Genomic DNA, 19,945 nt, shown 5'->3' on the forward strand with positions numbered 1-19,945 from the left:
TGATAGAATAGCTCCTGTATAAAAACCCCTCTATACAGGAGCTATTCAAATTAATAAGCTAAGTCAACTACATTACCGCTATAATCCACTCCTTTCAGACTTTGGATGTTGGCAGGCAACACCACTGAAGCTTTTGAATTTGAAATAAAACCTGACCGGTTATTTACTTCCAGCCTGTGGGTTTTACCATCCGGTGACCCTATCAACAAGGTATGAATATGTGGTTCGGGTTGGTAGACTTTTCCAACCTTGCCAGAAGTTGCTTGATGCATCAATAGCCTACCTCTATTCTGTGTTGAAAGAAAAATAGGCTTTCCATTTGATCCCATTATAACAGCCATTGATTTTGCATCTCCGGAAACCACAAATCCACTATCAACAGACCTAACAGGATCAAAATTCCCGTCTCCCTGTCCTAAAAGGACAAGTCCTGTAAATGCATCATATCTACCTGAAAAGACCTCATTGCCATAATCATTGCCCAGCATCATTATGTCCAAATTACCATCTCCATTAATATCTTCTACAACCATCCCATTCACAGGTGCTATTTGGGCCAATAAAGGCAATGCATGAACTTTAAACTTTCCTCCTCCAAGATTTTCCACATAACTTGTCCTGTCATAATTCCCCTTCAACTTCAGGGCTCCTTCCAATTCCGCAGGAGTAAATAAGGATTCCTCAGTAATCCTGGCAAACTCTTTATATCGGGAAAACTTCCTCCTGAACAAGGTGCTTTGACCATAAAGGTCATCCCAATAATGTGCAGGAACAGAAATATATTGGCCTGCATTATCTTTGAAATAGGTAAATATAACAGGATCTATACTCTTATTTCCGTCAAAGTCTTTTCCATAAACTGTCACGGGCCTTTCTGCTGAAGGATGGTAATAATTGTTTGCTCCCAAATTCCCTACGACATAATCCATGTCACCATCTCCATCAAAATCCCCCGACACGACACTGTTCCACCAACCTAAATAGTTTTCCAAACCTGAATTTGATGATCTTTCAAACCTCCCTCCAGTATTTCGGAAAATGGTTATCGGCATCAACTCCCCTACGACCATCAAATCCACCAATCCATCATTATCTACATCAGTCCAAAGCGCATCCATCACCATACCAACATTCCTTAAGCCAGGGGCTATCTCATCTGTGATATCCTCCAACTTTCCATTGTTGTTTTTAAAAATCACCGACTGTTCAGGCATAGGATACTGGGCAATAGGAGTTCTACCTCCCACAAACAAATCAACAAAACCATCTCCATCAAAGTCCGCTGCCCTGACCACAGTACCACTGGCCTTCAATTCAGACATCAAGCCTTCCCCTTTGGTAAAATTACCTTTCCCATCATTGAGGTAAATACGGTCTACATATTCATCTGCACCGGGGGCAAATTCAGCACTCCCTGACACCAAATAAAGATCTAAGTCTCCATCATTATCCAAGTCAAAAAGAACCATCCCCATTTCTTCAAAGCGCTTTTCTGCTTGGTTACTGAACATTTCTTTTCCTGCAAACTGCCCATTACTTTGCTGCATGTAGAGCATTGGGGAATTGCCAGCTGAACTTCCCACTATAAAATCTTCCAATCCATCCCCATTGATATCTCCCACAGTCAGACTTGGGCCAAACTGGGTCAGTTTATGAGGAAGCGTCCTTTGGACATTATAATCTATCTTATCCTCTTCCTGGTGCACATAATCCACCCCTAAATCAGAAGATATTTCTGCGATCATTGGCGTTGTTTTTCTTGGAGTGAATGGAAACTGCAGACTTGACAAGGATTGATCTTTGGCCTCCTTATAATCAATAGTTAAAACCTGATTGATCCCAATATCTTGTTTTTGTTGGTATTTGCCATCCTGCCAAAAAACTTCTATTGACTGCACTGCTTGATCACCCAATCCAAAATGAATCACATCCTCCACAGCTGACATATACCCTCTGGATACCTGTTGCTCATGGTAAAGAAATTCACCGTTGTCTAGCCTTAATGCCACCTTTGCGCCAATCCCCATCGGATTATTGGAATGCCCCTTCAATTTCACTCTCAAATAGTTAGGTACTGCTTTCCTCTGATTCAATTTATTCTCAAAAACAAAGGCAGGATCATTGATATTATTGACCACATAATCCAAGTCTCCATCACCATCTAAGTCAACAAAAACTGCTCCATTTGAAAAGGATGGTTTGTTCAATCCCCATTTATCCCCAATGTCATCAAAAGTCCAATCACCCTTATTTTGGTAAGCATAATTAGGGATTTTTACAATCGGAATTGAATCCAATAATTGTCTCACACTTGCCACGCTACCCACATCTGCCCTGTAATTCGCAAAGTCCTTATCCGTAATATCACGCGGGAATCCATTCGTGATCAACAAGTCCCTTTGACCATCATTGTCCATATCTACAAACAAGGGTGACCAAGACCAGTCGGTCTGGTAAACCCCAGCCAAGAAGCCGATTTCACTTGATGGAATACCAGGTCCATTTCCTACATGAAGCATATTCCTCACATGCTGGTACTCATAACCCCATTGTTCATTATTGATATAAGTCTGATAGGAGTTTTTGGAAATAGTAGTTTTTTTCCTAAAATTATTCTCTCCCAACATATCCAATGTGATGATATCCAAATACCCGTCATTATTGTAATCAGATATATCAGAACCCATGGAGAACATACTTTGGTGTCTGATATATTCCTTGGTTTTATTGGAAAAAGTACCGTCCTGATTATTGATATAAAGGATATCATTTGGGGTATAATCATTGGACACATAAATATCTAACCAACCATCCTGATTGATATCGGCCACAGCAAGGCCCAAACCAAAACCTTCAATGGTAATGCCTGCTTCAATTGTCACATTGGTAAAGGTACCGTCTCCATTGTTCTTATAAAGCCTATCATTATTGATGGCAGAACCATCCGTGATTTTCCCCCTGAAATTGGAAGGTGTTCCTTTGTACTGTTCATTATTAAGGACATACAGGTCTAAAAACCCATCATTATTATAATCAAAAAATGAAGCCATCATACTATTCCCGTCTTCAGCAATACCATATTGAGCTGCCAACTCTTTAAAATAAGGATGACCATCAGCATCAAGACCTTGATTCACAAAAAGCATATTGGCTCTTTTCGCTTTGTCCATATACATCGCAGCGCTGACATAAATATCAAGCCATCCGTCGCCATTAATATCAACTACGGTCACTCCTGTACTCCAGCGATCAGCTGATCCTGTACCAGAAGATTCCGTAATATCTTCAAACTTCAGATTTCCTTTATTGATATAAAGTTTATTGGAAACCTGATTACCGGTAAAATAGAGATCAGGTAAGCCGTCATTATTAAAATCACCAACAGCAACTCCTCCTCCATTAAAAATATATTCATCAGTCAAAATGTTAAAAGTATCTGTTTCGATAATTAAATTATTGAAAGAAATACCAGTATCATCTGGTGATCTAAGTTCAAATAGGGTATCGCTTTTTTTTGAACAGGAAAGAAAAGACAGCAATATGATCAGGGATAAACTGATAGATATCAGGGAAATTCTCATGGTTTATTAGTTCGATAGTAATGGGCTAAATTCAGCTCAAATTAAGACTAAATGGAAGAAAATAGAATTCTTTTGATGCAATTTTTTGGAGAAATTGAACTACGTTAAAAATACCTACTGCTATAAAAAAACAAAGAGATGGTTTTCACCATCTCTTTGAATTCATTTATATGATATTTTAGAAAATTAGAAACCAGGATTTTGGATCAATCTTCCACCCATCAAGTCAATTTGATTTTGAGGCAATGGAAGAAACTCATCTTTATTTGGTGTGAAAGAGGCTCCACCACCAAGTGCTGCCTGTAATATTGAACCATCCAAAGCAAAGTAGAAATCCAACTCAGCTTTAACAGTTCCCCATCTTACCAAATCATAGAATCTATGACCTTCCATACCCAATTCAAGCTTACGCTCAAATCTAACTGCATCTCTTGCTACATTAGCATCGGTCCAGGCGGTATTATAAGTGTCTACTACATAATTCGCTGCAGGAGTTCCATTAGCTCTCAACAAAGCAGAATTTTTTGCCCTTGTTCTCACCCTGTTCACCAATGTTCTGGCTGCTTCTAAGTTACCCAATTCAACTTCCGCTTCAGCAGCCATCAACAGTACATCTGCAAAGCGGATAATCATAAAGTTGATACCGGTGTAACCAGGAGTCCAAGAAGAGTTATCTAAGAAACCTCCATCTCTCTCTGCTAAACTCCAAACGTATTTCTTGGGAGCATAAGGACCTCCATTTGGTTGGTTACGGATCCAAGCAGCGCCTGGGTGATTACCATGATCCAAATAAGGAATCCCTCTTCTTCCAACAGTATGGTCCAATCTAGGATCCAAGTTTCCAGCATCTGGAGTAAATGCTGCATCCGCAGGAATACCTTGATCATTGGCAACCCTATTGGCAACTTGATTATAAGAACCATCCAACAAAGGCAAACCTTGCGCATTTGTTCTGAATGAGTTTACGAAAGTAAAACTTGGCTGGAAGAACCCACAACACCCAGCTGGACCTCCATTGTAAGGGAAGTTCAGGTCAAATTCAGGGTTTGCATTGTTCACGGAACCAGTTCCAGCAGCAGATTGATAAGCCCAGATTGACTCTTGGTGGTTATCATTAGCGCCACGGAACATATCATCATAATAAGGCACCAAACCGTATTGCAGGTTATTACTTGTCCTTCCGTTTGCAATCACATCATCAAAAACCTGCTTTGCTTCAGCATATTTCTTAGCGTAAAGCAAAACTTTACCCAAGTATGCTTTAGCAGCCCAAGAATTTACCCTACCTACCTGAGGTTGGGTGTTTGGCAAGTTAGCAGCAGCAAATCTGAATTCTGCCTCAATGTAAGGTAGCATCTCCTGATCATTGGTAATAGTCGCAAAAGCTTCTGTTCCATAGTCAACATCCTTATCCAAAATAGGAACTTTATTGAAATTCCTGTACAGTTGGAAATAGTAGTGTGCTTTTAGAAATCTTGCCTGAGCCTCAATTCCCAATGCTACAGCATCTGATACATCAGGACCTTTCTTATCTAATAATCTCAGAACATTATTCGCTCTCGCAACACCTTCGAAGTTACCATTCCAGTTTTCTTCGATAACATCAATGGTAGAGTTTGCTTCAAACCTTTGAATAGGGTTGATTGTCGCAAAGTCACCTGGGTCAGTACCCTTATTGGCATCACCACCTCTGATACTTCCCCAAACCCAGTTGGACGGAGATGCCATTCTTTGCGCTCTACCGTTTACCTGAGAATACGCAGCGATTAATGCTGCATCCAAGCCAGCTTGTGTTGTCAACTGAGCTTCTGACAACTGACCTACAGCCGGTACGTCTAGAAAATCATCACAACTTGTCGCAAACAGCATCATACTTGCTGTAAGAGTTGCTGCAATTTGAATTTTAAATCTTTTCATATTTCAATTATAACTTTATGAAATTTATGCACATAACATATTGTTTGATAGATTGTTTGCTTAGAAGCTCAGGTTAACACCGAACGTATAACTTCTAGTAACAGGGTAGTTACCCACATCTATACCGAAGGCCAAATCAACGTCACCACCTACACCTGGATCAAGTCCATCATAACCTGTAATCGTGAACAAGTTGTTTGCAGCAGCAAACACTCTCAACCTTTCCAACTTCCATCTTTGCAACAAGCTGTTTGGCATGGTATAACCCAATGTCAAGTTTTGCAATCTCAAGTAAGAACCATCTACTACATAGTAGCTATTACCTACGTTTGAAGTACTGAAGTTAGCTGTTCTTTCTACTTGTGGAATAGTGGAAGTCGGGTTCTCAGGAGTCCAAGCATCCAATAAACGTCTGGAAATAGCCGCTCCTTCAAATGTTTGGAAGAAGTCAGTAAACCATCTCCATTGTGCCCAGATTTTGTTACCTGCAGTTCCTGCCATATAAGCAGACAAATCAAAGTTTTTGTAACCAACAGTGAAGTTCAAACCACCGGAGAATTTAGGCACTGGAGAACCTAACCATGTTCTATCATCTGGTGTAATTTCACCATCACCATCAATATCTCTGAATTTGAATCTACCTGGAGCAGCACCGTCCTGAGTAGCGTGGCTTGCCACATCTTCATCTGATTGGAACAAACCGTCCTGAATGTAACCGAAGAAAGAAGACAATGGTCTGTTCAATTGGTTCCTGATTGGCTGAATACCTCTAAATGCAGGGTTAGCGTTACCTGAAGTAATGAAATCCAAACCTGGAGCTAAGTAAACAATCTCGTTCTTCAAGAAACCACCGTTCACTTGAAGTTCGTAAGTCCAATCATTGGAAAGGTTACCTCTTGTAGCCACCAAGATATCAATACCTCGGTTCATCATCTCCCCGATGTTAACAGAAGGAGGTGCAGCGTTGAAACCTGCAATAGAAGGGATTGGTACCTGGAACAACAAGTCTTTGGTATCTTTTTGCCACAAATCCACAATCACATCCAGTCTACCTCCGAAAGCGGTACCGTCAAAACCAATGTTCTTCGTAACGGCTGTTTCCCAACGGGCATTTGGGTTACCAATTCTTGATCTTCTGAAACCGATCAAAGCGGAACTGTTTGAACCTGTGATGTCATAGGAAGAAGAACCTAAATCACCACCAAATAAGGAAAATTGGTTGTTAGGGTCCACGTTGTTAGAGTTACCCATTTGTCCCCAACCACCACGGATTTTCAAATCATCCAACCAAGTGGCAGAAGCCATAAACTGCTCTGAAGAAACCCTCCATGCAGCGGAGAAGGCAGGGAATACACCCCATCTTGAATTAGGTCCGAATCTGGAAGAGCCATCACGACGAACCACAGCAGAGAAAATATACTTGTCATTGTAAGTATAGTTTACCCTACTGAAGTATGAGAGGAAGTTCACACCTAAGAACTGACCAGAGTTAGCAATTCTACTTGAAAATGGCAAGTTAGAAATGGTAACGAAGTTAGGGTCAGTAGAGAAAGGATTCTGACCTGTAGTGTTCATATTTCTACCAGCACCGGTATTCAATGCTTCCTGACCTACCAAAACATCCAATGAGTGTCTATCAAAAGTCTTTTTCCATTGAGCGGTGTTGGTGAATACCCATCTCCATACATAGCCTGAGAATTCATTGTAACCAAATGCAGAGTTGTTTTCAGAGTTTTCATATTGCAACCTAGAATAACCTACACCATAGTTGTTATCATATTGTCCACCTATTGAAGATCTGAAAACCAAACCTTGAATTGGTTCAAATTCTGCATAGACGTTACCAAAAGCATTGGCATTGAAGTTTTTGTTGTTTGCCAAAGCATCTCTTTCAGCTACTGGGTTTCTACCATTGTTGAAACCCCTTGCAGCTGTACCGGCATAACCTCCAAATTCATCATATACTGGAATGATGGATGGCATACGGAAGGCACCCAAGATGGAGTTTTCATCCTGAGCAACTCGCTGACCACCACCTGCACCAGTCTGACCCAACACCTGACGGTAAGTAGCCTGGAAATTTTGTCCAATCCTTACTTTAGAACCTAAGTCATGTTCAGAATTGGCACGAAGGGAAATTCTTCTGAAGTTATTGTTCAAAAGGATACCAGCTTGTTCCTGAACACCTAGTCCAAAGAAGAATCTGCTTGTTTCAGTTCCGCCACTGAAGCCCAATGAATGTCTTTGGATTGGCGCAGTTCTGGTAATGGCATCAAACCAATCCGTACCTTCTCCTGTAGCAGCTCTCACCAATTGGTGGACAGGTCCTCTATTACGATCCACGTTATATAGTGCTCTTTGCTCCTCCAATTGTGCTGGAGTCAATGGACCGGCAACACCGGCAGCACCTCCAACATTAATGTAATATGGCAACACCGGGCTAGTACCATTTCCAAACTGAGGATGGATACCGGTAAAGTTAGGCTGTCTTCCATCCAGTCTAGCTTGGTTTCTTTCTGCCAACCAGGTCAAGTCTGCATATTCCTGAGGGTTGGTCATATCCAAACCTCTTCCTGGAACAGTGAAACCCATCATTCCATTGTAGTCAAATCTTAGTTTTTGAGCTCTTTTGCTACCTTTCTTAGTGGTATAAACGATTACACCGTTAGCCGCTCTAGCACCGTAGATAGAAGCCGCTGCTGCATCTTTCAATACAGTGGTAGATTCAATATCATCTGGGTTAAGAAAGTCAGTATTTTCAACAGGTACACCATCTACAATGTACAAAGGCTGGTTACCACCAAATGCGCCAAAACCACGGACCCTGATCTGAGACTGGGTACCTGGCTGACCGTTGGTAACTACAGTAACACCGGCTATCCTACCTTGTAATGTCTGCTCAACGTTACCAGTTGGAACGATCGTCAAATCTCTAGGATTAACCGTAGAAATGGATCCTGTAGTTTCACGACGGCTATCAATGGTATAACCTGTAATAACCAATTCTGTCAATTGTCTCTCATCAGGAGCCATTGTCAGATCAATAACTGAACGGTTACCAACTACCTGCTCGACAGTTTTGTAACCAATAAAAGAGAATACCAACACGGCATCATTGCTAGGGACATTCAAGGAATATTTTCCGTCAATGTCCGTAGCCGTACCTGTGGTGGTTCCCTTAACCAAAACAGTAACTCCCGGAAGACCATCTCCGAATTCATCCAGGATGGTCCCTGTCACTGTCCTTTGTGCCATCGCCGTGGCACTCGAAAGCACTAAGAGCAACACGAGTACACTTAGACTTTTGTAAAGTTTTTCCATAAACATAGATTGATTGGGTAATAATTATTAATTGATAAGGTTTGAAAGCAATTAATTTTTTGATAATCATGCAATCGTTTGCAAACATCTGCAAAATAATTGCAATAGTTTGCACAGTTACTTTCCTGTTTGTCCTATTGCTGATTATACCTTTGAGGCTTTTGCCGTCAATACTACTGTTTCAATGATGATCAAAGAAACGTCTTTTTTGTACTGCTAAAACGATTTTGTTATCCTGAATAAAAAGAAGGGGATTTGGTCATAGGCATTGAGATTTAGGTTTATTGTCATTTTTCAATGTTAATTTGCTTGAAACTGAAAGCCTAGCATATTAAAATTTGGCTAAAACAGCTCAGAATAGTGAATAATAATGTTTATCCAGTATACAGCTTCTAATTTAAGAGAATAAACATTAATACAAAAATTTTTTTCCAAAATCAATTTTTAATTTTTTTAAAAAAGTTCCTTTTGAAAAGTTAAATTATTTTAAATCAATTTTATCTGAAAACATTCATAAATTCAGGATCACTATGATAAGGCTTAAATAAAAGATCCCTAAGGGCTCTTTCTTTCAAGTATTCAGATCTTTCAGTTGCTTTCCTCAAGTTTTCAAATAAAATCTGCCTATCTCCGCTAATAGCGGCAATTACTGCCAGGCCATAAAAACCATAACCATACTCTCTATTCAATTGTACACTTTCTTCAAATGCAATGGCAGCTGCCCCCAAATCATCTGCCAAGAGATATGCCAACCCTTTGTTGAATAAGTTCAGCGAAGTTTCCGGAGCACGGTTTAATCTAATGACGGCCAATTTATAGTCTCCATTCATGATATCAAGGGCTCCCCGGACACCTTCATTGAATCTCAGAAACTCATTTGACTCGTTTCTCTCAAGTGCAGACGCTTCAGAAATCGCTACATAAGCATCAAAATAGTCGCCTCTCAAAATCAAGGCTCTTCCAAGATTATGCATAGAAATGGAACTCGTCCTGATCTTATTTACCTCTCTAAACATTGAGATGGCATTTTGGATATACATGTTTTTCTCATTCACTCCAAGGGAACGTTGGGCTTGATTCAAATAGACTACGCCCAGGTTATTGTAAGAAAGTTCTGAGGGATGAATTTCCACTAGCTTCTTGTAAATCGCCTCTTTTTCATGCAATCTTGTGGCTTTATGCCCCGCATAGATTAAATGCTCCCGGGTAAATCCATCCAATGGCTGACCTGCATGAAGCAACCTATAAACACTTGCGGCAATTTCTGGATCCGTATAACGGATATTCTCCAACAAGGCCTGAACTTTTGCTGCCCTTAATCTGGGAAAAATATCCCTGTACACCTTATTATATGTAGGTAACTGCCGCATCTTCCTCAATTGTGATTCAAAATCCGTCCGATCCAAAAGAATAGAATAGTACTGATCTTTATCAGATGGAGAAATCCCCTCATATTCCCCAAGCAAAATCCTAAAATCAAACCAGTCATTCCTACGATATGTACTTTCAATGGAAATCTCTTTTACCGCATTAATTTGCTGAATACTCCCCTTAACACTTTCAGCCCTTTTGAAGGCCAGGTTATGATCTGCCAATTCTTGGTTTTCTGGAGAAACAAGACCTGTAATAGTTATTTTCCTTATTGCCATCCCACTTTTCCCTCTTCTCAAGAAATCCTGCAAATTAGCCGGTAGCCCACGTCCCAGTTGTTCACTTTTCCCTAAAGCAAAGGGAACGACAAAATCTCTTGTCTCTTGGGTATTAATACCTGAAAAATCCACTGTCATAAAAACCCCAACATCAGGAATAGGTTCATCCGGTGTGATTTGTCCTACTCTGGCAAGCAAAGGAAGCGTATTCAAGCCTTTTGCAAGTGTCTTTTCAGGAACAGAATAAGTATTGCCTTTAAAATCAACTTGGGCTTTCAGGACAAACTCCCCTTCATCCATACCCGGCAGGTAAGGAAAAACAATAGACTCATTTAACCGCACCTCCATATTGCTCAACACATATTCGCCATCGAAGGGCACAAATTCACCTAACCTTAAAGCCCCCTCTCCATATCGGTACTCTGGAAAGATGTATATTTTAGTGTCTTTGTTTAAAAACCTAAGCGGTAGAGCTCCTTGTAACTGCACTCTTACGGAATCCCTATGCATGACCAAAAATTCCGGTTTGGCAGTAACCCTATCCAAAAGATTTTCATATTGGACTAGGTTTGGACTACAGGCTAACAAGCCAAATAAGAGAAAAAGAAAATTTAATATCCTGAATCTATACATCTGGCACACAAATAGATTGTTGAAAATATTGGAATTTATTTGTTACATTTAAAACTTCTAACCTCACCAACTATTATGAATAAGATCAAATTGTTTTTCGAAGAAAGGGCATTCGGTGTCTGTTCAAAACTTGGGGAAAAACTCAACTTCCCGATAGACAGCATCCGTTTGTTTTTTATTTACAGTTCTTTCATCACACTAGGTTCGCCTGTAATCCTATATGTCAGCATGGCAATGATGATGAAAGTTAGGAAATATCTAAGAAAGATGAACAATCCTGTCCTTTTTGATTAGGAATTAAGGTATTTTCTTGAACCCAGAAAGTAATACCTCCAAAGAAGGAATTTGATTTTCCCTTTGGTATGAACCATGGGGCCAAAGTATTTATCAAACCCTTTGGCAATTTTTCTAAAATCTCTATGCGCCTTCCAAATCATCATGGAATGATCTCCCTTGCCCTGAATCAAAAAAACTATTGCCGCCAACAAATCCAATAAACATCTCATTAGATAAACTGACCTCCATTTAAACGGAGACATGTTATTCTTGAGGGCGGCTAAATTATTTCTGAAATTCAAATACGTTTTCCTTGGACTGGTCCTGGACAATGTAGCTCCTCCTACATGATAAACCTTCACTGCACCTGTATAATATAAGGCGTACCCCATCCTCCTCAGCTTCCAACAAAGATCAATCTCTTCCATATGAGCAAAATAAGCAGGATCAAATCCCTGCCCTCGATGAAAAGCTTCCGAACGGATGGCCATACAGGCACCTGAGGTCCAATCAACTTCCACTTCATCATCATATTGTCCCTGATCTTTTTCAATGGTTTCAAAAAATCTCCCCCTGCAATATGGATACCCCAAATTATCCATATATCCACCTGCAGCTCCTGCATAATCAAAAAAATCAGGATTCTGATAGGACAATATTTTAGGCTGCACCGCTGCAACATCTTTTCTTTTCTCCAGCCATGCAATCATATTTTCATCCCAATGAGGAGTAACCTCCACATCCGAATTCAGAAGAATATAATACTCAAACTCACCTCTAATAGTATTAAGGGCTCTAGTGTAACCTCCCGCAAACCCAAAATTATCCTCCATTTGGATGATGGAAATCTGCGGGTAATGAGATCTTAAAAAATCAACAGAAGAATCTGTACTCGCGTTATCAGCTACTATGACGGGATAAGAAGAATGATTAACGACGGAAGGAAGAAACTTTCTAAGTGTTTCTTCCCCATTGAAATTCAATATGACAATAGCTGCTTGCTGCATCAAAACATATTGCCAAAATCCATCCCCGGAATATTTGGCATCATACCTTCAGTAGCAGACTTCAACTCCTCTTTGATCTTGACTTCTATTTCCTCCAACGCTTTATTGGTGGCTGCCACAATGAGATCCCCCAACATTTCTTTGTCAGTGACATTGACAAGAGAATCGTCCATCTCTATGGACATCACTTTCCTGTTGCCATTGACAACTACTTTTACCATTCCGGCACCGGATTCTCCTTCGGCACTCAAATGAACAAGCTTTGACTGGGCCTCTTTGATTTTAGCCTGTGCCTCCTTTACCTTGTTCATGATATTCATGATATCAAACATATGCTCGCTAGTTAATACCTGCAAATATACATTTTTTGTTTTCAGAAAATTCCCAATTCAAGCCCTATACTTTAACGCTTCACTTACCGTTTAAAAGAACAAAAAGCCATTAATGGGAATAATTAAAAAATTTAATAACTCAATCGAAACTTTTTACCAAATTTTACGATCAACATTAAACAAATACCAAAACAATTAACCGAACCTATTTATGAAAACCGTGGAAATCATTGAAAAGGAGCAAATAAAAAACCTGAAGTTCTGCAGAAAAGAGGTTTTAACAGACGAACAATCCAAAAAAAGAAGAGGATTTGATTTGATGAGAGCACAGGCATTGGGAAATCTGCTGAAAAACAAAGTGAACATCACTTTCAGGACAGAGGATGAAAAATTATATCAGGTCAATACAACAGTTTGGGCTGTAGGCACTGATTTTGTCAGTTTAAAATCAGATACCCATATCCCAATCAATGCCATATTGGAAGTGGACTAAATGTTGATCGCAAGCTCAAAAACTGATTTGAAATTGTTCACTTCTACACATTAAAAAAGGCTGTCCTTCAAAAAGACAGCCTAGTCATGTTTTATTTACCCACCCTTTCTATGAGGCCTTCAATCGTCAAGATTTCCTGCTTACCTGTTTGAAGATCTTTCAAACTCACTTTTTCTTCAGCAATTTCAGTATCTCCTAAAATCACCACAAAAGGTATCTGCTTTTTGTCAGCATAAGTAAACTGCTTCTTGATTTTGGCATCATCGGGATACAATTCAGACGATATTCCTGCTTCTCTAAGTTTATGGAGCACTTTTAGGCCATAGGTAAATCCTTGTTGGTCAAAATAAGTGATCAACACTTTGGTTTTATCTAAATTCCTTTCAGGGAAAAGCCCCAACTCATCCATTACGTCATAAATCCTATCTACGCCAAAAGAAAAACCCACTCCTGACACACCTTCCAAACCAAATACGCCTGTAAGGTTATCATATCTTCCACCTCCACTGACTGAACCTATTGAAACATTATTGACTTTGACTTCAAAAATAGCCCCTGTATAGTAAGACAAGCCCCTTGCCAGTACCACATCAAAGTCAACATGTTCTTGATTTTCTCCATACGAAGCCAATAATTCAAATACCTCTTCTAACTCTCCTATCCCTTTCATACCTATTTCGGATGAAGATAGATAAGTCTTCAAAAACTCCAGTTTTCCTTTATTTCCTTCTTTCAAGTCAATGATGGGACTTAATTGGGCAATTGCATTTTCGGTGAAATTTCTCTGTGTCAGCTCTTCCTGTACTTTCTCCCAACCAATTTTATCCAGCTTATCAATGGCGACACAAAGCTCTCCTTCTCTCCCCTTCTCACCTATTACCTCGGCCAGACCAGTTAAAATTTTCCTGTTGTTAACTTTGATGCTATAATCAGTAATTCCAAGTTTGGCAAATGCACGCTTGATCATCAACAAGATCTCCAACTCACAGATAAGACTATCCGTTCCCACCACATCTGCATCGCATTGGTAAAATTCGCGGTACCTGCCTTTCTGAGGGCGGTCTGCCCGCCACACGGGCTGTATCTGAAACCTTTTAAAAGGAAACGTAATCTCGTTCCTATTCATCACCACATAGCGTGCAAAAGGCACCGTCAAATCATACCGAAGTCCTTTTTCAGCTACTTTTGGTAAGACAGTAGCAACACCCCCCTGCACATCCTGTGGGCTGACATTTTTTAAAAAATCGCCACTATTGAGAATCTTAAACAACAACTGGTCACCTTCATCTCCATATTTACCGGTAAGGGTGCTCAGGTTTTCCATCGCTGGAGTTTCTAGTTGCTGAAAGCCAAAGAGCTTAAATGTTTCCTTGATGGTATCCAGGATGAAATTCCTTCTGGCCATTTGAATCGGACCGAAATCTCTTGTTCCTTTTGGCAAACTTGGTTTTTGAATGGACATGTTTAATTTTAATTTTGCCCAAAGTTAAGTAAAATCAAAATTTTATTTTAATTTTGCGCTTCATTTGAGTTCATATAAACAGATAAGACGATGGCTGTTACTACTTTAAAAAGAAAATTGAGAAGAAAGAGACAAGGTCAAAATACAAGAGTTATCAAAATCAAACAATTGAGTGCCCAGCCGGTAATCAAGAATGTAGATGTTGAAGAGCTTAAAAAAAGTTTTGAAAAATAATTCTTGACCTTTCTAGAAAGAAATAAGAAGGGCAACATGGAGATGTTGCCTTTTTTATTTTCATTATTTTTTGACCAGGTCGGAACACTTTATCTTCCTCGTTTTCCGAGTTCTACCACACGTAAGTTTTGAATTTTGGCATTTTCGATTTCAAAAAGCAACATGGTCCTCAACAGATGAAATCCATGCTGACCAATAGCTCCAGGGTTCATATAAAGACAGTTCAAATTTTTATCAAAAACCACTTGACAGATGTGAGAGTGACCGCATACAAACAGCTGTGAGGCAGTTTCCTTAATTCTGTTTTTTATCCCTTTGGCATATCCCGGAGGCTTCCCACCAATATGAACCATCAAAACTTTAATACCTTCTATTTCAAACAGGAGTTCCTCTGGCAAAAAACTTCTAGCGTCCAGCCCATCTATATTTCCAGTCACGATCCTACGCAAAGGTTTAGCAGGCAACTGTTCTAAAACAGCCAAATCCCCAATGTCCCCAGCATGCCAGATTTCATCCACATCCCGTAAATGTTTGACAGTACTTTCATCGATATAACCATGAGAATCCGAAATCAGACCGATTTTTACCATTAGCTTGAAAATGGAATTGATTAATGATTAGATTTGTTAAGCACATAAATACATTACCATCTTTACAAAACCAATTAATCATGGAATTCTATCTAACCAACATCAGAAGAGTTTTCATTTTAGCCACTTTTATCCTTATCGCAGGATTGGGACAACAAGCTTATGCACAGGAAGGAGCCCCAAAACTTTCTCCTGAAAAATTTGAAATGGAGGCCAAAAAGAAAAAAAAGAATGTCATCCTTGATGTAAGAACGCCTGAAGAGGTGGAAGAAGGATATATTGAAGGAGCCGAGTTTGCCAATTTTCTTGGAGAGGATTTTGAAAAGGAATTAAGTAAACTGAATAAAAAAAGAACGTATTACGTCTATTGCCGATCTGCCAAAAGGACTATACCTGCTACTGAAAAAATGAAGGAAATGGGCTTCAAAAAAGTGTATATGCTTGAAGGCGGTCTTAACAATTGGATTGAATCTGGCCGACCAATTACAAAACCAAAAAATTAACGGAAACAAACCGTTTAAACCTTCCTTTCTATCAAAAAGTAAAATAAGTTGCCAATACCAAGTCTGGTTTTGGATTTGAGGGATTAGTTCCTATTTTTACGCCCGAAAACATTGTTTATAATGAGAGTTATTCAATTCAGAGAAGCATTAAGAGAAGCCATGTCAGAAGAAATGAGACGCGACAAAAACGTGTTTCTCATGGGAGAAGAAGTGGCTGAATATAACGGAGCTTATAAAGTTTCCCAAGGCATGTTGGACGAATTCGGTCCTGACAGAGTTTATGACACCCCTATCGCTGAACTTGGCTTTGCCGGCTTGGGAGTTGGTGCTGCCATGAACGGTCTTAGACCAATCATCGAATTCATGACCTTCAATTTCTCACTTGTAGCCATTGACCAAGTGATCAATTCTGCAGCGAAGATGTACTCCATGTCAGGAGGTGCTTACAGTGTTCCAATTGTTTTTAGAGGCCCTACCGGAAATGCCGGACAACTAGGTGCAACTCACTCTTCTAACTTTGAAAACTGGTTTGCCAACACCCCTGGTTTGAAAGTGGTGGTTCCTTCTAATCCTTATGACGCCAAAGGTCTTTTAAAAGCTTCCATCAGGGATAATGACCCAGTGATTTTCATGGAGTCTGAGTTGATGTACAGTGACAAAGGCGAAGTTCCGGAAAGTGAATACCTCTTGCCTATTGGTGTTGCCGACATAAAGAGAAAAGGAAAGGATGTAACCATCGTTTCTTTTGGTAAAATGATGAAAGTAGCTTTGGAAGCTGCTGAAGAACTTGCCAAAGACGGCATTGAAGCAGAGGTCATTGACCTGAGAACCGTTAGACCAATTGATTATGCTGCTGTAGTGGAGTCCGTTAAAAAAACAAACAGATGTGTGGTAGTAGAAGAAGCAAATCCTTTGGCGGCAATTTCTTCAGAGATCGCTTACCATCTTCAAAGAAATGCCTTTGATTACCTCGATGCTCCAGTGGTTAGGGTAAACTCTATGGACGTACCATTGTCTTATGCTCCAACTTACATTGATGCGACTATACCTAATGTAAAAAGGACACTTGACGCAGTCAAACAAGTAATGTATAAATAATAACAAATATATTATCAGACAAAAGCCTCTTGGATTCGTTTCCAAGAGGCTTTTTCTTTTCTAAGACCATTTAATACCTACAAACCTTTACCCACTAAGTCATAGCATCAAAACCCTTGTAAGAAGAGTTTCAAAAAATCAAAGATCTTATCAACACACAATTGCACCCACACTGAGCAAAAAAACCGATGACAATGCCATCGGTTTTTACCTAATTAGTAAACAAACAACTATATATTAAATCAATTATTATTCATCACTGCACCGCCTGAAGCACCTTCTCCGCCTTCCTTGATATCATCATTCGTAACGCTTCTTTTTTTCCTTCTAGATGGCTCCATGCTTAACTTTCCTATCCTGTAATTGAAATTGATCTTGAAGTTCATATTACGCATCCCAACAGTACTCTGCTGCATGATGGTAGGAGTCTGAAGTTCATTGTTGATCCTGAATACACTGGTAAAGAAATTTTCTGCTCCAAATCCGATACTTCCTCTTTTCTCGTTGAACTGTTTGTTCAAATTCAAGCTGTACATTGCAAACCCGCCGGAAGTACCCTGAAGTTGCACCTGTCTTCCCCTGATAAATCCAAAGGCTTGAATCTGCCAGTTGTTAGGAAGAGAATAATTTCCGAACAACCTACCGCTTAAGACAAAACCCTGATTGGATGCTGCATACAATGGATCTTCCAATCCGTTATCAAGATCTGCAAAATACCCATCAATACTTCCGTTTAGGGAGAATTTACCGGATAGATTGATGTTGGAGAATACTGAAAAACCATATGCTCTTTCCTGACCGATATTTTCATATGTGGTAAAGATGACATCATCATCCATCACTGTACGCACAGGCTGAATAGATCCCGTCGTATTCCTGAAATAAGAAGTGAAATTCAAGGTCATCCCTTTTGTAAAGGTACTGTAGGAGATTTCATAATTATCAGTCAATTCAGGATCCAACAATGGATTTCCTTGCGTGATCTGCTGAGGGTTAGCAGCATTGATGTTAGGATTCAGAAAGTTAAGGAAAGGCCTTTGAACCCTTCTGTTATAGGCCGCCTTGATCATGTTGCCATTCGCCAATTTCCTGCTAAGATTCAAACTAGGCACGAACAAACCATAAGAAGGTATATTGGCAGCCAACTCGTTATTTCTGAAGTCCGCTTGAATACTGGTATACTCATATCTTAAACCACCTTTGAAAGAATAGTTTTTCAAGAAGTTAGTGGTATAAGAAGCATAACCTGCCGTTACATTCTGGTCATAAATAAATTCGTTAGAGAATGCAATGTCATCGATTTGGGTAAATTCACCTGTTGAACCCTCTGCTGTGAAATATGCAAAATCACTTGATGCTTTTCTCATGATGTTTTTAGCACCGTATTCCAGAATATGATTTTTACCGGACCCTATAGGGTTCACATAATCCAACTGCACTGTAAATTCCTGGTTTCTGCCAAGGTTATTGTTTTTGATTCTGCTGGCCACATCATCGAAAGTCCCATTATAAAGGCTATTGATGAAGTCATTATTTTGGGTGTTTTGACTATACAAAGAAGAAATACTGAATTCCTTCAATGGCTTTTCGTATGTCTTGGTATAGTTAAAGTTCACATCGACGTTGTTTGAAGTATTGCTTACGTTCACATCTCTAAGCAAAGCACTTAACAACTGATCCCCCATGAAAGTCTCTGTAAACAATCCATCCTGATCATTTTTCATGTTTCGCACACCAAAACTTACAGAAGCGGTCAAGAAGTTAAACTTGTCAATCTCGTAATCCCAACCAAGGTTATAGCGACCGAACAACATATTACTTTTCGTATCTGCCGACTGAAGGATCCTTAAGGTTGACATATTACCCGCATTGGTAACCAGCTGTTCATTATCAAAGAATCCTAAGATGTTGTAACCTGATCTACCAAACCCTCCTAAAGACCAGCCCATTTTACCTTGTTTCAGGTTGGCGTTCAGTCCAAGGTTTGAACCCCGGTAACCGGCACTACTGTTAATGTTCAAAGTTGCTCCTTGGAGGTTATTCTTTTTGGTAACAATATTAATTACCCCTCCTGTACCTTCAGCGTCATATTTTGCAGAAGGAGATGTGATTACTTCAATGGATTTGATTTCTTCAGCCGGTATTTGTTTCAAAGCTTCAGCCACGTTATTGGCAACGATAGCAGATTGCTTGCCGTTGATCAGTACCAATAGATTGGAACTACCTCTCATTGATACATTGCCGTCCATATCCACTGAAAGCATCGGCACTCTCCTCATAACATCTGTTGCATCACCTCCGATTAAAGTCTTATCGTTTTCAGCATTGTAGATTGTCCTATCCACTTTTTCTTCAATCAGGTCTCTTTGTCCCATTACTGTCACTTCCTGCAAAGCAACAGCATCAGATTCGATAACAAGGTTTCCAAGGTCAATAACACTGTTTTGCTCCGAAATGGACAATACCGGAGAAGTATAGCTCTGATAACCCATAAAAGAAACCTGTACTTGATACTTACCATTTCCGAAATTCGTGATCACAAATTCCCCTCCGAAATCTGCAACAGCACCAACCACATTTTTTCCGCTTTCTACTTCGATCAAAGCCACTGCGGCATAAGGAATAGGTTCATCAGAACCTTTTTCAAGGATTTTACCTGTGATTTGATATGCAGGTTTTTCTTCTACTACATTCTGGCCAAAAGCATTATGCGACAAGAATGTCAACATGATGAAGCCTATTAATAATAATTGGTTTAAAGTTTTCATTTCAGTATGTATTACTTTCATGTGGATAGTTTACGGTAACAAAGGAATATCAAGCATTAATCAAAAAAAAACTGAATAGAC

General features: G+C 39.6%; 14 protein-coding genes. 5 read left to right on the forward strand and 9 right to left on the reverse strand.

Annotated elements, in window-relative coordinates; translation table 11 throughout:
- Positions 1-50: 50 nt before the first annotated feature.
- The 4 genes from ACFFIP_RS18420 to ACFFIP_RS18435 all read right to left on the reverse strand — a co-directional run bounded on the left by ACFFIP_RS18420 (position 51) and on the right by ACFFIP_RS18435 (position 10,978).
- Positions 51-3,581 carry a CRTAC1 family protein gene (locus ACFFIP_RS18420; RefSeq protein ID WP_382389245.1) on the reverse strand — a complete coding sequence of 1,177 codons (3,531 nt, stop codon included), beginning with the start codon at positions 3,579-3,581 and terminating at the stop codon, positions 51-53.
- Between the two features lie 186 nt (positions 3,582-3,767).
- Entirely contained in the window at positions 3,768-5,498 is a 1,731-nt protein-coding gene (locus ACFFIP_RS18425) for a RagB/SusD family nutrient uptake outer membrane protein (protein WP_382389247.1), read from the reverse strand.
- Between the two features lie 60 nt (positions 5,499-5,558).
- Positions 5,559-8,825, reverse strand: a complete 3,267-nt coding sequence (locus ACFFIP_RS18430; protein ID WP_382389248.1) for a SusC/RagA family TonB-linked outer membrane protein — start codon at positions 8,823-8,825, stop codon at positions 5,559-5,561.
- A gap of 491 nt (positions 8,826-9,316) precedes the next feature.
- Entirely contained in the window at positions 9,317-10,978 is a 1,662-nt protein-coding gene (locus ACFFIP_RS18435) for a tetratricopeptide repeat protein (protein ID WP_382389249.1), read from the reverse strand.
- A 198-nt stretch (positions 10,979-11,176) separates the two neighbouring features.
- Here ACFFIP_RS18435 and ACFFIP_RS18440 point away from each other — a divergent pair, with 198 nt between their 5' ends.
- On the forward strand, positions 11,177-11,395 hold the full coding sequence (locus ACFFIP_RS18440; RefSeq protein WP_382389250.1) for a PspC family transcriptional regulator: 219 nt from the start codon (positions 11,177-11,179) through the stop codon (positions 11,393-11,395).
- Here the strand turns inward: ACFFIP_RS18440 and ACFFIP_RS18445 are convergent.
- Together ACFFIP_RS18445 and ACFFIP_RS18450 are read right to left on the reverse strand one after the other, a co-directional pair.
- A complete protein-coding gene (locus tag ACFFIP_RS18445) occupies positions 11,392-12,384 on the reverse strand; it encodes a glycosyltransferase family 2 protein (RefSeq protein ID WP_382389251.1) in 993 nt (330 codons plus the stop codon). The genes ACFFIP_RS18440 and ACFFIP_RS18445 overlap by 4 nt on opposite strands.
- On the reverse strand, positions 12,384-12,716 hold the full coding sequence (locus ACFFIP_RS18450; RefSeq protein ID WP_382389252.1) for a YbaB/EbfC family nucleoid-associated protein: 333 nt from the start codon (positions 12,714-12,716) through the stop codon (positions 12,384-12,386). Before ACFFIP_RS18450 ends, ACFFIP_RS18445 begins: the two co-directional genes overlap by 1 nt.
- Positions 12,717-12,927: 211 nt before the next feature.
- Here ACFFIP_RS18450 and ACFFIP_RS18455 point away from each other — a divergent pair, with 211 nt between their 5' ends.
- Positions 12,928-13,209 carry a hypothetical protein gene (locus ACFFIP_RS18455; RefSeq protein WP_382389253.1) on the forward strand — a complete coding sequence of 94 codons (282 nt, stop codon included), beginning with the start codon at positions 12,928-12,930 and terminating at the stop codon, positions 13,207-13,209.
- A 91-nt stretch (positions 13,210-13,300) separates the two neighbouring features.
- Here ACFFIP_RS18455 and hisS read toward each other — a convergent pair whose 3' ends face one another.
- Positions 13,301-14,671 carry a histidine--tRNA ligase gene (hisS, locus tag ACFFIP_RS18460; protein WP_382389254.1) on the reverse strand — a complete coding sequence of 457 codons (1,371 nt, stop codon included), beginning with the start codon at positions 14,669-14,671 and terminating at the stop codon, positions 13,301-13,303.
- A 90-nt stretch (positions 14,672-14,761) separates the two neighbouring features.
- Here hisS and ACFFIP_RS18465 point away from each other — a divergent pair, with 90 nt between their 5' ends.
- Complete coding sequence (locus tag ACFFIP_RS18465) at positions 14,762-14,905, forward strand: hypothetical protein (RefSeq protein ID WP_382389255.1); 144 nt, start codon at positions 14,762-14,764, stop codon at positions 14,903-14,905.
- An 89-nt stretch (positions 14,906-14,994) separates the two neighbouring features.
- On the opposite strand, the gene ACFFIP_RS18470 is transcribed toward ACFFIP_RS18465, so the two are convergent.
- Entirely contained in the window at positions 14,995-15,495 is a 501-nt protein-coding gene (locus tag ACFFIP_RS18470; protein WP_382389256.1) for a metallophosphoesterase family protein, read from the reverse strand.
- Positions 15,496-15,575: 80 nt separating this feature from the next.
- Here ACFFIP_RS18470 and ACFFIP_RS18475 point away from each other — a divergent pair, with 80 nt between their 5' ends.
- Both ACFFIP_RS18475 and ACFFIP_RS18480 read left to right on the forward strand, forming a co-directional pair.
- A complete protein-coding gene (locus ACFFIP_RS18475; protein WP_382389257.1) occupies positions 15,576-15,998 on the forward strand; it encodes a rhodanese-like domain-containing protein in 423 nt (140 codons plus the stop codon).
- A 120-nt stretch (positions 15,999-16,118) separates the two neighbouring features.
- A complete protein-coding gene (locus tag ACFFIP_RS18480) occupies positions 16,119-17,096 on the forward strand; it encodes a pyruvate dehydrogenase complex E1 component subunit beta (protein WP_382389258.1) in 978 nt (325 codons plus the stop codon).
- A gap of 242 nt (positions 17,097-17,338) precedes the next feature.
- Here ACFFIP_RS18480 and ACFFIP_RS18485 read toward each other — a convergent pair whose 3' ends face one another.
- Positions 17,339-19,885, reverse strand: coding sequence for a TonB-dependent receptor (locus ACFFIP_RS18485; RefSeq protein WP_382389259.1), 2,547 nt, complete (start codon positions 19,883-19,885; stop codon positions 17,339-17,341).
- Positions 19,886-19,945 lie beyond the last annotated feature (60 nt).

The sequence above is a fragment of the Fontibacter flavus genome (assembly GCF_042432905.1).
In the GTDB taxonomy this organism is placed as follows: Bacteria; Bacteroidota; Bacteroidia; order Cytophagales; family Cyclobacteriaceae; genus Fontibacter; species Fontibacter flavus.

Coding starts and splice junctions, on each gene's coding strand:
- ACFFIP_RS18420 (WP_382389245.1), bottom strand. CDS start 3,581: ATGAGAATTTCCCTGATATCTATCAGTTTATCCCTGATCATATTGCTG.
- ACFFIP_RS18435 (WP_382389249.1), bottom strand. CDS start 10,978: ATGCATAGGGATTCCGTAAGAGTGCAGTTACAAGGAGCTCTACCGCTT.
- hisS (WP_382389254.1), bottom strand. CDS start 14,671: ATGTCCATTCAAAAACCAAGTTTGCCAAAAGGAACAAGAGATTTCGGT.
- ACFFIP_RS18475 (WP_382389257.1), top strand. CDS start 15,576: ATGGAATTCTATCTAACCAACATCAGAAGAGTTTTCATTTTAGCCACT.
- ACFFIP_RS18445 (WP_382389251.1), bottom strand. CDS start 12,384: ATGCAGCAAGCAGCTATTGTCATATTGAATTTCAATGGGGAAGAAACA.
- ACFFIP_RS18465 (WP_382389255.1), top strand. CDS start 14,762: ATGGCTGTTACTACTTTAAAAAGAAAATTGAGAAGAAAGAGACAAGGT.
- ACFFIP_RS18485 (WP_382389259.1), bottom strand. CDS start 19,885: ATGAAAGTAATACATACTGAAATGAAAACTTTAAACCAATTATTATTA.
- ACFFIP_RS18480 (WP_382389258.1), top strand. CDS start 16,119: ATGAGAGTTATTCAATTCAGAGAAGCATTAAGAGAAGCCATGTCAGAA.
- ACFFIP_RS18470 (WP_382389256.1), bottom strand. CDS start 15,495: ATGGTAAAAATCGGTCTGATTTCGGATTCTCATGGTTATATCGATGAA.
- ACFFIP_RS18430 (WP_382389248.1), bottom strand. CDS start 8,825: ATGTTTATGGAAAAACTTTACAAAAGTCTAAGTGTACTCGTGTTGCTC.
- ACFFIP_RS18425 (WP_382389247.1), bottom strand. CDS start 5,498: ATGAAAAGATTTAAAATTCAAATTGCAGCAACTCTTACAGCAAGTATG.
- ACFFIP_RS18450 (WP_382389252.1), bottom strand. CDS start 12,716: ATGTTTGATATCATGAATATCATGAACAAGGTAAAGGAGGCACAGGCT.
- ACFFIP_RS18440 (WP_382389250.1), top strand. CDS start 11,177: ATGAATAAGATCAAATTGTTTTTCGAAGAAAGGGCATTCGGTGTCTGT.
- ACFFIP_RS18455 (WP_382389253.1), top strand. CDS start 12,928: ATGAAAACCGTGGAAATCATTGAAAAGGAGCAAATAAAAAACCTGAAG.